Raw genomic sequence first — 13,058 nt, 5'->3', positions numbered from 1 at the left:
AAAGTGCCAGACTGAGCCGTGAGTAATTCTCAACCGCCGGGCGTTAACAAGTGCGCACGGGTGCACGATGGGTGTGAACAACATGTTTCTTTCAAAGTCAAGGGTTGACGTTTCTCATGTGCGTGAGATTACATCTTAGCGGTAAGCCTTTGAGGGCTTAAGTAAATGCCTCGACCCGACCCTGAGGATGCTCATGACGACGGTATCGCCCGCCATGGCTGCCACAGCTGAGATGATCAGCGCCCGACTCGAACGCCTGCCGATGAGCAGGTGGCACATCAAGGCCCGCGTCATCGTCGGCGCCGTCACGTTCTTCGACGGCTTCGACCAGTTGATGATCGCGTACTCGCTCCCCGTCCTCACCCCCAAGTGGGGTCTGACCCCCGGCGACATCGCCTGGGTGATCGCCATCGGCGGCATCGGCATGCTCGTCGGCGCGCTCGCCGGCGGCTGGTTCGCCGACCGCGTCGGTCGGCTCAACGTCATCATCTTTTCGCTCGCCCTGTACGCGGTGATGAGCCTGGGCATGGCGTTCACCGACAGCCTGATGCTCTTCCTCGTCTTCCGATTCGTGCAGGGCATCGGCCTCGGCGCCGAGGTCCCGGTCGCGGCCAGCTACATCGGCGAGATCACCAAAGCCCACAAGCGCGGGCGATTCGTGCTGCTCTACGAGGTGATCTTCCCCATCGGGCTCGTGATGTCCGCCATCGTGTCGGCGTGGGTCGTCCCGAACTACGGCTACAAGATCCTGTTCGCGCTCGGTGCGCTGCCCGTCCTGTTGCTGCCGATGCTGTGGAAGCTTCCCGAGTCGCCGCGCTGGCTCGCGTCCCGGGGCCGCTACGAAGACGCCCACAACGCCATGACCCGCATCGAGAACGAGATCACCGAAAAGTACGGCAAGACGCTCCCGGCTCCGCAGCCGCTGCCCGCCGTCGTCGTCGACGCCCGCCGCGGAACCTTCGCGGAGGCATTCCGGGGTATCTACCTGCGTCGCACGCTGATGCTCGCCGCGATCTGGGGCAGCGCCTACTTCGTCAACTACGGCATCGCGTCCTGGCTGCCGACGCTGTACCGATCCGCATTCGACGTCAGCGTCGACACCGCCCTGCATTACAGCATCGTCACCAGCGTGGCCGGTCTGCTCGGCTGCATCCTCGTCGCGTTCCTCATCGACAACCTCGGTCGCCGCATCTGCATCACCGCGTCGATGGTCCTGTGCTCGTCGCTGCTCTTCCTGCTCGCCGCCTCCGGCGCCGACACCGCGACGAAGGTCCTGTTCTGGTCGGCCGGATCCGCCCTGTTCGTCTTCGCCGTCAACATGGCGCTCTACGTCTACACCGCGGAGCTGTACCCGACCCGGATGCGAGCCATCGGCTGCGCGATCGGCGGAGCGAGCGGACGCCTCGGCATCATCGTCGGCCCCCTCGCCGTCGGCGCGATCCTCGGCGGGGGCGGCACGCTCACCGTCGTCTTCGGAATGTTCTCCGCGGTCGCCCTGATCGGTGCCCTTGTGGTCGGCTTCTTCGCCGTCGAAACCCGCGAAAAGACCCTCGAGGAGATCTCCCAGTGACCATTCTCGACATCGCACCACAGACACTGCCGTTCGTCCCGGTCGCCGACCGGATCCTCGTCGCCGGGGAGTGGCGGCAGGCGAGCGGCCCCGCCTTCGCGGTCACGGATCCGTCGAACGGCGAAACCCTGCAGGTGATCCATCAGGCAACCGCCGACGACGCCGACGAGGCGGTCCGGAAGGGCCGCGCCGCCGCCGACGACCCGGCGTGGCGCGCACTTCTCCCGCACCAGCGGGCGAAGTACCTGCACCGCATCGCCGACTCCATCGAGGCGAACACGTCCCGGTTGGCACTGCTGCAGAGCTACAACACCGGCAAGACGGTCGCCGAGACCACGGCACTCGTCGGCAGCGCGGCGGCCACGTTCCGCTACTTCGCCGCCGTCCTCGAAACCGCGGACGACGACCTCACCAGCCCGCGCGGCAACTTCCTCACGATGAGCGTTCTCGAGCCCATCGGCGTGGTCGGCGCCATCGCACCGTGGAACTCGCCGGTGGCAAGCGACGCGCAGAAGATCGCCCCCGCCCTGGCGGCAGGCAACGCCGTCGTCCTCAAGCCCGCCGAGTGGACGCCGCTGGTGTCGCTGGAACTGGCGCGACTGATTGACGAATCGGGACTGCCGAAGGGACTGCTGTCGGTGCTGCCGGGCAAGGGCTCGGTGGTCGGCGACGCCATCGTCACCCACCCCGGCGTCGGGAAGGTGACGTTCACCGGCGGAACGAACACCGGACGCTCCATCGCCCACGCGGCAGCCGACAAACTGATGCCCGTGTCGCTGGAACTCGGCGGCAAGTCGCCGACGATCGTCTTGGACGACGCCGACCTCGACGCCGCCGTCAACGGCGTGATGTACGGGATCTTCTCGTCCACCGGGCAGAGCTGCATCGCCGGATCCCGGCTGTTCGTCGACCGCCGCATCTACGACGAATTCCTCGAGAAGCTGGTGGCCAAGACGACCCGGCTGCGACTCGGGCCCGGCCGCGACCCCGACACCCAGGTGGGGCCGATGGTCCACCGCAAGCACCGCGACAGCGTCGCCGCGTACGTCGACCTCGCTCGCGAAGAGGGCGGACGGGTGCTGTGCGGCGGGGCGATCCCCGACGACGAACGGCTCCGCGACGGCGCGTACTACCTGCCGACGATCATCGACGGGCTCCCCAACAGTTCACGCACCTGCCAGGAGGAGATCTTCGGACCCGTCCTGGTGGCCCTGCCGTTCGACGGCGACGCGGATCTGGTTGCGCAGGCCAATGATTCGGTGTTCGGGCTGGCGTCGGGCATCTGGACGGGCGACTACCGCCGCGCCTGGAAACTCGCCCGCCGACTCCAGGCCGGCACCGTGTGGATCAACACCTACAAGCAGTTCAGCATCTCGACGCCGTTCGGTGGCGTCAAGGAGAGCGGGCTCGGGGTGGAGAAGGGGCGCAGCGGTATCGCCGCCTACTCGCGGCAGAAGAGCATCTACTGGGGCCTCGACGAGGAACCCAACCCCTGGGCGAACTAATCGGCGTCGCCGAATGTCACACGGGTTCCGTCTGGCTGAACCACTGTCACATCGGCCCACGGGGAAGCTGAAGTAGTAGGTCGTCCGGAAAGAAATTCCCGTCAGCTCTGTACGACCTATTACTTTAGCGCTAAGATATTGAGACCTAAGCAACTGGAGGCATGCGATGAACCAACCCATAGCCCGGCTGCGGTGCCTGCGCTCCGTCGAACTGCGCACGCAGGCCAGCATCGAATCCACCGAGTTCTACTCGGACGTGTGGGGACTGCGCGTGATCGAGCAGGGCACGGACGGTGCCTGGCTGCGGGGGACCGGTGAGCACCACCACGCGCTGCAACTCACCCAGGCCGAGCGGAACGGCCTCGGCCGCATCACGTTCGCCGTCGCCACGCCGGCCGAGGTCGACGAGGCCGCCCGCCGGCTCGAACTCCGCGGCGTCCCGATCGTCAGCGGCCCGGGGCCGGTCGACGATCTCGGCGGTGGCTACGGTGTGAGCCTGGTCGACCCCGAGGGTCGCGTCGTCGAACTGCTCGCCGACGCGCTCGCGGTCCCGAAGCTGGGCCGCGAGGACGCCGTCCCGGTGGGCGTCACGCACGTCGTCCTCAACACCGTCGACATCGACGCCGCGGTGACGTTCTACTGCGACATCCTGGGCATGCGGGTCTCCGACTGGTCCGAGCACCAGATGGCGTTCCTGCGCTGCAACACCGACCATCACAGCATCGCGTTCAACCAGGCCGAGTGGACGTCGGTGAATCACGTCGCCTACGAGATGCCCACCGTCGACCACTTCATGCGCGGCATCGGCCGGTTGCGCCACCACGGCACCGTGCCGCTGTGGGGTCCGGGCAAGCACGGCCCCGGCGACAACACCTTCTCCTACTTCGCCGACCCTGCAGGGCTGGTGTGCGAGTACACGTCCGGAATCGCGCAGGTCGACGAGGACCGGTGGCTGTGCAAGGTGTGGCGCCGGGTTCCGGAACTCTCCGACCTGTGGGGCACCGCGGGCCCGCCGTCCAAGCAGGTCCGCGACCACATGGCCGGCATCCCCGACCCCGGAGCGTTCGAGCGGTTCGACCTCGGGCGGGCGTCGTGACGCACGTCGTCGAATCCGGTTCCGGCCCCGCGCTGTTCATGCTGCACGGGATCGGTGGCAGCGCAGGCAGTTTCGCGCCGCAGGTCGACGAATTGTCGTCGTCGCTGCGACTGCTGGCCTGGGACGCTCCCGGTTACGGCCGCAGCGAGGACCCCGGCCGGCCGTTCGACCTCGACGACTACGCCGACGCCGCTGCCGACGTGATCCGCGACCGTTGCGGTGACGCGGGGGCGCACGTCCTCGGGATGTCGTGGGGCGGCGTGATCGCCACCCGGCTCGCGCTGCGCCATCCCGGGCTCGTGCGGAGTCTGCTGCTCGGCAGTTCCACCGTCGGCTCGGGGGTGGACGACGAAGCCGCCGACCGGATGCGCGCCCGGGCCGCGACGCTCGAGCAGCAGGGTGCGGAAGCCTTTGCCGCCGAACGGGCCCCGCGGCTACTGTCCGGGACTGCCGACGACGAACTGACCGCGACGGCCACCGCGATCATGGCGTCGTCGATCCGGCTGCCCGGCTACGGGTACGCCGCCGAGTCGATGGCGGCCACCGATCACACGGCCGATCTGCCGAAGATCGACATCCCCACGCTCGTCCTCGGCGGAGACGAGGACGGGGTGACCGGGATTCCCGCGAGTCAGGTTCTCGCGGGAGGAATTCCGGGCGCCGTGTTCGTCACCATCCGAGGTGCCGGACACCTCGCGAACCAGGAGCGGCCGGAGGCCTTCAACGCCTGGGTCGAATCCTTCATCCACATCACCGAACGCCTACGCAACCACCTCTAGAGAAGGAGCACGACATGACACTCGAATACGGCACCGCCGATCTGAAGGAATTCACCGACTCGCTGATCCTCACCCGTGGCTCCCGCCACGAGGACTGGGACACCCTGGGCTTCCAGGCCAAGGCCGGCGACCAGTTCAAGCGCGCGCAGATCCGGTACGTCGGCTCCGGTGCGACGGGTAACCACGAGAACGACAACCGCACCATCTCCTCGCGCGGATTCACGTTCTCCAACATGCTGCTTCCCTCCGGCGCCGAGGGACCGGAGCACACCCACCACGACGCCGAGGAAGCCTTCTTCGTCCTCGAGGGCGAGGTGGAGGTCGGCGTCCACCGCGACGGCCAGGTGGAAAAGCGCACCCTCGGTTACCGCGACATGATCGTCGTGCCGGCCGGTGTGCCGCGCAGCCTGAAGAACAACGGCGACAAGGACGCTCTGTTCTGCGTCATCATCGGCGCCCAGAAGCCGCAGATCCCGACGTACCCCGAGACGTCGGCCATGCACGGCGTGACGCGGGACTGACCATGAGTCTCGAAGGCCGCAGCATTCTCGTCACCGGGGCGGGGCGGGGTCTCGGCCTCGCCCTGGCCCGCAGGCTAGGCGAGGACGGCGCCACCCTGTGGCTCGCCGACATCCGCGAGGACTGGGGCGAGGACGCGGCGGAAAGCCTGCGCGCCGACGGCGTCAAGGCACAGTTCGTCCGGGTCGATCTCCGCGACGCGGAGTCCGTCGCCGCGATGGCGGCCACCGTCACCTCCGGTGGCCCGCTGTACGGCCTCGTCAACAACGCGGCACTCGCGGACGGCGTGGGCGGCAAACCGATTCACGAACTCGACATCGACGAGTGGGACCGTGTGCTGGGCGTCAACCTGCGCGGCACGTTCCTCGTGAGCAGGGCGATCGTTCCCTCCATCATCGGGAACGGAGGCGGACGAGTCGTCACCATCGGCTCCGACGCCGCCCTGTACGGTTCGCCGCGTCTCGCCCACTACATCGCGTCCAAGGGCGGGGTGGCCGCGCTGACCCGCGCCATGTCACGCGACCTCGGCCCGCACGGCATCACCGTCAACACCGTCTCGCCCGGACTGACCGAAAGCGAATCGGCACAGAAGGTTCCGGAGCACCGGCACGAGCTGTACCGCCTCAACCGCGCGCTGGAGCGTCCGCAGCAACCGTCGGATCTCGTCGGCGCCGTCGCGTTCCTGATGGGACCCGAGGCCTCGTACATCACCGGCCAGCAACTCGTCGTCAACGGCGGATTCGTCCTGCACTAGAGAAGGGGACCACGTCGTGGACCTGCAACTGAAAGACCGCACCCACCTGGTGACCGGCGGAAGCTCGGGAGTCGGGCTCGCCACCGTCGCGATGCTGCTCGAGGAGGGTGCCAACGTCGTCACCTGCGCGCGCGACCGCGACCGGCTCGACTCCGTGATCGCGCCGCTGCCCGGCAGCGGTCGCGTCCTCACCGCGTCCTGCGACGTCCGAGACCCGGCCGCGGTCGCCGCGCTGGTCGACGCCGGTGTCGCCCGATTCGGCGGCCTCGACGGTCTGGTCAACAACGCAGGCAAGTCCCGCATGGTCCCGCGCGGTGAGGCGACCCTCGACGACTGGCGCGACGAGCTCGACCTCAAGTTCTCCAGCGTCCTCAACACGGTCGAGGCCGCTCTGCCGATGCTGCGCAAGTCCGACGCCGCGTCCATCGTCAACATCTCGGCGGTGCTCGCACGTCAGCCCGAGCCGCGGCTGGTCACCACCAGCGCCGCCCGGGCCGGGCTGCTGAACCTCAGCAAGTCGCTGTCGCTCGAACTCGCCGCCGACGGCATCCGCGTCAACTCGGTGTCGCTCGGACTGGTCGACACCGGCCAGTGGCGGCGCCGCTACGAGGAATCCGGCACCGACGCCACATTTGCCGAATGGGAGGCGGAGATCGCCCAGGACCGCGGCATCGGCCTCGGCCGGTTCGGCCGCGCCGACGAGGTGGCCGCCATGATCGTGACCCTGCTGTCCCCCCGCTCGTCCTACGTGACGGGCACCAGCCTCGACGTCTGCGGAGGCGTCGCGCGCTATGTCTGAGAGGAACACCATGTCTGTAGGAAATGACAAGCAGGTGGGTAATGGCGGCGACCTGCTCGTCCAGGTGCTGCGCGAGGCCGGTGTCGACACTGTCTTCGGCATCGTGAGCGTCCACAACCAGCCCCTGGTTCAGGCGGTCAGCAAGCACCTGCGGTTCGTGCCGGTCCGGCACGAGGCCACCGCGGTCAGCGCCGCGGACGGGTACGCCCGGGCCACCGGGGGCATCGGCTGCGCGCTCACGAGCACCGGCACCGGTGCCGGCAACGCGGCCGGCTCGCTGATCGAATCGCTCAGTGCCGGAACGTCGGTGCTGCACGTGACGGGCAACGTCGAGAGCCGCTACCTCGGCTCGGGTCGCGGGTTCATCCACGAGACCAAGGATCAGCTGGGGATGCTGACGGCGACGTCGAAGCACGCCGCCACCATCCTCGACACCGACAGCGCCGGAAAGGTGTTGCGGGAAGGCATCGCTGCCGCGCTCGCTGCGCCCGGCGGGCCGTCGAGCATCGAATGGCCGATCGACCTCCAGTACGCGGAGCACGTCATCGACGTGGCCGAGCCGGTCGTCGAACCGCTGCGCACGCCGGACGCCGACGACTTGGCCGTCGCCTTCGCCCTGCTGCGGTCGGCGGAACGCCCGGTGATCTGGGCGGGCGGCGGTGTCGCCACGGCCGGTGCCGAGCTGACCGAACTGGTGGAGCAGTGGGGAGTCCCGTTGCTCACCAGCAACTCCGGGCGCGGCGCCGTGCCCGAGGACCACGAACTGTGCATCGGCAATTACGGCAACACCCCGGTGGGACGGGAACTCCTCCAGGACGCCGACCTGCTGCTGTCGCTGGGCACCCACTTCCGGTCCAACGAGACCGGCGACTACTCCATGCCCGTCCCCGCCGTGCACGTGCAGGTGGACATCGACACGGCCGCGGTCGGACGCGTCTACCCGGCGCAGGCCGGGGTCACCGCCGACATCGGCACGTTCCTCCGGCAGCTGTCGGGGCTGGCGCCCGTCGACGCCGCCTGGACCGAACGTGCCCGCACCACCCGCGAACTCGTCCGCAGCAAGCAGCGCGCCGGACTCGGCGACCACGCCGTGCTGTGCGACGCCGTGCGTGCCGCGTTCCCGAAGGATTCGGTGATCGCCCGCGACGTCACCATCGCGTCGAGTTCCTGGGGTAACCGGCTGCTGCCGATGTTCGACCCCAAGTCCAACGTGTTCCCCCGCGGCGGCGGCATCGGGCAGGGCCTGGGCATGGCCATCGGTTCCGCACTGGCCGACGAGACCCGGCCCACCCTGGCCCTCGTCGGCGACGGCGGCCTGGCCGTCCACTTCGGCGAAATCCTGACCATGGCGCAGGAAATGCCGTGGCTGGTGCTGCTCGTGTTCAACGACGGCGGCTACGGCGTGCTGCGCAACATGCAGAAGGGCGGCGGCGAAGACACCTATGCCGTCGACCTCGTCACCCCCGACTTCCCGTTGCTGGCACAGTCCATCGGCGTGCCGTACCTGCGGATCGGTGGCGCAGCCGAGGCCCACGAGGTTCTCGCCGACGCCGTGTCCCGACAGGCGCCGGTGATCGTCGAGGTCGATCTCGCCGCCTACGGCGACATGCCGGCACCGTTCACGCCGCCCGTCACGGTGCCCGGAAAGGGTGCACAGTGACCACGGTCGGCGTCTGCGGCGGCGGCATCGGCGGACTGGCGACGGCGATCGCCCTCCGCAAGTTCGGTCTCGACGTCACGGTCTACGAGCAGACGAGGCAGTTCGCCCGCGTCGGCGCCGACATCAACCTCACCCCCAACGCGGTCCGCGCTCTCGACGGACTCGGCATCGGCCCGGCGATCCGCGAATCGGCCGCCCGCCCGCGGTTCCGGATCAGCCGCACGTGGGACACGGGAGCCGAAACGTCCCGGCTGCCGATGGGCGACAGTGCGGAACAGCAGTACGGCGCACCGCAGTTGACCATGCACCGGGGCGATCTGATGACCGCGCTCGAGAACCGGCTGCCGTCGGGTGTCGTCGAAATGGGTCGCCGGGTCAGCGGTGTCGCGGACGGCCGCATCGAGTTTACCGACGGCAGTAGAGTTTCCGCAGACGTGATCGTCGGTGCCGACGGCATCCACTCCGCGGTCCGGACCGCTCTCCTCGGGCGGGAAAAGCCGACGTTCACAGGAGTCGTGGCGTTCCGCGCCGTCGTTCCCACCGAACGCGTCGGCAACCTGCCGAACCTCGACTGCTTCACCAAGTGGTGGGGGCCGAATCCGTCGACGCAGATCGTGACGTTCCCCCTCAACCAGGGCAAGGACATCTTCGTCTTCGCCACCTGCGCGCAGCAGGAGTGGACCGAGGAATCGTGGACCACACCCGGTTCCGTCACCGAACTGCGTGAGCTGTACCGGGACTTCCACCCCGAGGCGCGAGCGCTGCTCGACGCCTGCGACGACGTCCTGAAATCGGCTCTCTACGTTCGCGACCCGCTGGCGTCGTGGACCGACGGACGGTCCGTGCTCCTCGGCGACGCGGCACATCCGATGATGCCGTTCATGGCGCAGGGCGCGGGCATGGCCATCGAAGACGCCGTCGTCCTGTCCCGGTGCTTGAGCCTGTTCGACGACCCCGTAGTCGCGCTGCAGACCTACCAGGACACGCGACTGCAGCGCACCTCCCGCATCCAGCGTGGCTCCCGGTCCAACGAGTGGCTGAAGGTCGCGGGCAACGGCGACTGGGTTTACGAATACGACGCCTGGCACGTGCCGCTGGAGTTGGCCGCGGCCTGAACGGACGCATGATCGGCGCGACGCCGCCGGACGCCTACGGGTTGTCCGGTGGCGTCGACGTCTATGTCGAGGCATCAGGTCGCGCAGGCCCGGCACCGTCGCCGTGCGCCGCGGGATCTTGCGCGCCGCCGCCGTCCCGAGAAGGCTGGATCCGACGACACCGCGACGTGATCGGAGCCAGGGATGGACACCACGATTACCGAGATCGCCCCCGACATCTACCGGCTGTCCACGTATCTGGACGAGCCCAACCTGATCATGAACCAGTTCCTCGTCGACGGCGAGGAACCGTTGCTGTTCCACACCGGTCAGCGTGCGCTGTTCCCGTCCGTGTCCGCGGCGGTAGGCCGGCTGATTCCCCTCGACAGGCTGCGGTGGATCACGTTCGGGCACGTCGAGGCGGACGAGTGCGGCGCGATGAACTCGTGGCTGGCGGCCGCGCCGAACGCCGAGGTCGCGCACGGGGCGATGGGTTGCTTCGTGCAGGTCAACGACCTGGCCGATCGCATGCCGCGTCCTCTGCAGAACGGCGATGTCATGGAGACGGGCACCAGGCGGGTCCGTCACCTCGACACCCCGCACGTTCCGCACGGATGGGACGCCGGGCTGGTTTTCGAGGAGACGACGCAGACGCTGTTCTGCGGCGACCTGTTCACCGCGTTCGGCCATCACCCGCCGGCCACGGAGGAGGAGATCGTCGGCCCGGCCATCGCGGCGGAGGACATGGGGAGCGCGACGTGCCTGACTCCGGCGCTCGGGCCCACGATCCGGGGACTCGCCGATCTGGAACCCCTGCTGCTGGCGCCGATGCATGCGCCGGTGTTCACCGGTGACTGCGTGCAGAGTCTGCACGACCTCGCACAGGCGTACGAGGAGCGACTCGCGGCCGAGACCGTGCGGTATCGCGAGGCGGAGTAGCTCGGCCTCTGGCTCGACGGATTTCCCCTCAACTGTGGCGCACGATACATCTTAGTGCTAAATTATTGAGCACTAAGGAACTACGCCTTCGGTTGAGCCTGGGAGTGAACGATGACAACAGACGCAGACACCGTCCCCATGATGGTGCGTCAGATGAGGGTCGAGTCCTCGGGCGTGGTCTCGCTTCGCCTCGAACGACAGGACGGCGACGCGGTCGACCAGTGGACGCCGGGCGCCCACCTGGACCTGCACCTGAACCGCGGGACCGTCCGCCAGTACTCCCTCTGCGGAGACCCCGACGACAAGACCGGGTACCGCGTCGCGATCCTCCACGAGGTGACCGGCCGAGGCGGCTCCCGGCACGTCCACGAGACACTGCGGCCCGGCGACAGCCTGTCGGTGAGCGCACCTCGCAACAACTTCGAACTCCTGCCGTCGCCGCGCTACGTGTTCATCGCCGGCGGCATCGGCATCACCCCGATCCTCACGATGATCGGTGAAGCCGAACGCATGGGCGCCGAATGGGAACTGCACTACGGCGGCCGTGCCCGCGCGTCGATGGCGTTCCTCGACGAACTGTCCGCGTACGGCGACCGCGTGCACGTCGTCACCGAGGAGGTCGACGGCATCCTCGACCTCGCCGACATCCTCGGCACCGCCCGCGAGGAGACGCTCGTGTACGCCTGCGGCCCCGAGGGTCTGCTCGGCGCGGTCGAAGGGTTCACCGGCTCCTGGCCGGACGGCGCCATCCGGCTCGAGCGGTTCAAGGCGAAGGAGATCCCCGCCGACACCCTGGCCGGCGACCGTCCCGTCCGCGTGATCTGCGAACGATCCGGCATCTCGGCCACCGTCGCCCCCGATCGGACCATCCTCGAAACCCTCGAGGAATCCGGCGTCGACGTCCCCAACTCCTGCCGCGAAGGCATCTGCGGGACGTGCGAAACCCGCGTCCTCGCCGGCACCCCCGACCACCGCGACTCCCTGCTCTCCACCTCCGAGCAGGAGTCCGGCACCACCATCATGATCTGCGTTTCCCGTGCCCGCTCCGACGAGCTCGTGCTGGATCTCTGAAGGGAAGAACCATGAGCCTTTATCTGCAACCGCGCCAGTCCGGCACGGCACCCACCCCGTACGAACGGAAGCTGGCCGGTGCGATCGAAGAGGTCTTCGGCACCGGTGTGCACCACCTCGAAGGGCTGGTGAAGGGTTTGAACGCCCTCGGCATCCACAGTCCCGGCGGCGACGCCTGGACCACCGACACTTTCACGGACGAGATCCGACGGATGGGAGCCTGACCATGGTGAACCGACTGCACAAGGCGGCATTGACCGGCGACGAGATCTTCGCGACCGGGATGCGCGACCAGTGGCACGCGGTGTGCCCGTCCGACTTCGTCGCGCGCGGCGACATGAAGAAGGTGCGGCGCCTCGGCGAGGACTGGCTGCTGTTCCGTCAGTCCGACGGCACCCTCCGCATGCTCGCCGACCGCTGCCCGCACCGCGGCGCCCCGCTGTCGCAGGGGCAGCACCTCGGTGATCGCGTCGCCTGCCAGTACCACGGCGTGCAGGTGGACGGCGGCGGCACCGTCGTCTCCGTCCCCGGAATGCCCGGCTGCAACCTCGAGGGCAAGCGACTGGTGACCAGCCTCCCCGTGCGGGAAGTGGCCGGCGCCGTGCTCGCCTGGTTCGGCACCGACCCCGACGCCGAACCCGCGCCCCTCGAACTGCCCGAGCGCCTCACCGACGACGGCATCTCACACTTCCTCTGCTACGCGGAGTGGAAGTCGCCGTGGCGGTTCACGCTGGAGAACCTGCTCGACCCGATGCACGGAGCGTTCCTGCACCGCGAATCGCATTCGATGTTCGGCGGCGAGACGTCCGCGAAGTTCCGGATCCGCGAAACCGATCGCGGGTTCTTCTTCGAGAAGACCGACCAGCGGGGTGTGAACTTCGACTGGGTCGAGTTCTGCCGGACCGGCATCGACTGGGTGGACCTCGAGATCCCGTACCCGCCGACCGCGGGACCGGGTGGCTCGTTCGGCATCGTCGGCATGGGAACGCCGATCGACGCCGAGACCACCGCGGTGTTCTTCTGGCGCTACCGCCGCGTCGAGGGCTGGGAACGCGACGTCTGGCGGTTCCTGTACCGGACCAAGCTCGAGGAGCGGCACTGGGTGGTGCTCGAGCAGGACCGCACCATGCTCGAGGCGATGGCATTCGACGCGGACCAGGCGGAGAACCTGTACCAGCACGACCTCGGCGTCATCCGGCTCCGCAGGCTCTACCGGGCGCAGGCCGAGGCCCAGGCGAAGGCTCTTCAGGAGGCGTAGGGTCGCGCGGGTTG

Annotated in this window: 13 protein-coding genes; all 13 read left to right on the top strand. The window is 68.4% G+C overall.

Going from position 1 to position 13,058, the window contains the following annotated elements; translation table 11 throughout:
* Window positions 1–187: 187 nt before the first annotated feature.
* The 13 genes from ACFVJ3_RS24460 to ACFVJ3_RS24400 all read left to right on the top strand — a co-directional run bounded on the left by ACFVJ3_RS24460 (window position 188) and on the right by ACFVJ3_RS24400 (window position 13,044).
* The gene (locus tag ACFVJ3_RS24460; protein ID WP_378454501.1) at window positions 188–1,570 is read left to right on the top strand and encodes an MFS transporter; all 1,383 of its coding nucleotides are present in this window, start codon (window positions 188–190) and stop codon (window positions 1,568–1,570) included.
* Window positions 1,567–3,075, top strand: a complete 1,509-nt coding sequence (locus ACFVJ3_RS24455) for an aldehyde dehydrogenase (RefSeq protein ID WP_378454500.1) — start codon at window positions 1,567–1,569, stop codon at window positions 3,073–3,075. Before ACFVJ3_RS24460 ends, ACFVJ3_RS24455 begins: the two co-directional genes overlap by 4 nt.
* 166 nt (window positions 3,076–3,241) lie before the next feature.
* Window positions 3,242–4,171, top strand: coding sequence for a VOC family protein (locus ACFVJ3_RS24450; protein WP_378454499.1), 930 nt, complete (start codon window positions 3,242–3,244; stop codon window positions 4,169–4,171).
* The gene (locus ACFVJ3_RS24445) at window positions 4,168–4,950 is read left to right on the top strand and encodes an alpha/beta fold hydrolase (RefSeq protein ID WP_378454498.1); all 783 of its coding nucleotides are present in this window, start codon (window positions 4,168–4,170) and stop codon (window positions 4,948–4,950) included. The genes ACFVJ3_RS24450 and ACFVJ3_RS24445 overlap by 4 nt, the downstream gene beginning before the upstream one ends.
* 14 nt (window positions 4,951–4,964) lie before the next feature.
* Window positions 4,965–5,471 (top strand): cupin domain-containing protein, encoded by a 507-nt coding sequence (locus ACFVJ3_RS24440; protein WP_378454497.1) that lies wholly within the window; start codon window positions 4,965–4,967, stop codon window positions 5,469–5,471.
* A 2-nt stretch (window positions 5,472–5,473) separates the two neighbouring features.
* The gene (locus ACFVJ3_RS24435) at window positions 5,474–6,223 is read left to right on the top strand and encodes a 3-oxoacyl-ACP reductase family protein (protein WP_378454496.1); all 750 of its coding nucleotides are present in this window, start codon (window positions 5,474–5,476) and stop codon (window positions 6,221–6,223) included.
* A gap of 16 nt (window positions 6,224–6,239) precedes the next feature.
* Window positions 6,240–7,022, top strand: coding sequence for an SDR family oxidoreductase (locus tag ACFVJ3_RS24430; protein ID WP_378454495.1), 783 nt, complete (start codon window positions 6,240–6,242; stop codon window positions 7,020–7,022).
* Window positions 7,015–8,682: a thiamine pyrophosphate-binding protein gene (locus ACFVJ3_RS24425; RefSeq protein ID WP_378454494.1), complete on the top strand. Its 1,668-nt coding sequence runs from the start codon at window positions 7,015–7,017 to the stop codon at window positions 8,680–8,682. Before ACFVJ3_RS24430 ends, ACFVJ3_RS24425 begins: the two co-directional genes overlap by 8 nt.
* The gene (locus ACFVJ3_RS24420) at window positions 8,679–9,797 is read left to right on the top strand and encodes an FAD-dependent monooxygenase (protein ID WP_378454493.1); all 1,119 of its coding nucleotides are present in this window, start codon (window positions 8,679–8,681) and stop codon (window positions 9,795–9,797) included. The genes ACFVJ3_RS24425 and ACFVJ3_RS24420 overlap by 4 nt, the downstream gene beginning before the upstream one ends.
* A 183-nt stretch (window positions 9,798–9,980) precedes the next feature.
* On the top strand, window positions 9,981–10,715 hold the full coding sequence (locus ACFVJ3_RS24415) for an MBL fold metallo-hydrolase (RefSeq protein WP_378454492.1): 735 nt from the start codon (window positions 9,981–9,983) through the stop codon (window positions 10,713–10,715).
* A 111-nt stretch (window positions 10,716–10,826) separates the two neighbouring features.
* On the top strand, window positions 10,827–11,786 hold the full coding sequence (locus ACFVJ3_RS24410; RefSeq protein WP_378454491.1) for a PDR/VanB family oxidoreductase: 960 nt from the start codon (window positions 10,827–10,829) through the stop codon (window positions 11,784–11,786).
* 11 nt (window positions 11,787–11,797) lie between these two features.
* A complete protein-coding gene (locus ACFVJ3_RS24405) occupies window positions 11,798–12,010 on the top strand; it encodes a recombinase-like helix-turn-helix domain-containing protein (protein WP_005248918.1) in 213 nt (70 codons plus the stop codon).
* Window positions 12,011–12,012: 2 nt separating this feature from the next.
* Window positions 12,013–13,044, top strand: a complete 1,032-nt coding sequence (locus ACFVJ3_RS24400) for a Rieske 2Fe-2S domain-containing protein (RefSeq protein WP_378454490.1) — start codon at window positions 12,013–12,015, stop codon at window positions 13,042–13,044.
* Window positions 13,045–13,058: the final 14 nt, after the last annotated feature.

It is taken from the genome of Rhodococcus sp. NPDC127593 (genome assembly GCF_042671975.1).
Taxonomy (GTDB): Bacteria; Actinomycetota; Actinomycetes; order Mycobacteriales; family Mycobacteriaceae; genus Rhodococcus_F.
This window is presented reverse-complemented; position numbering and strand designations above follow the sequence as displayed.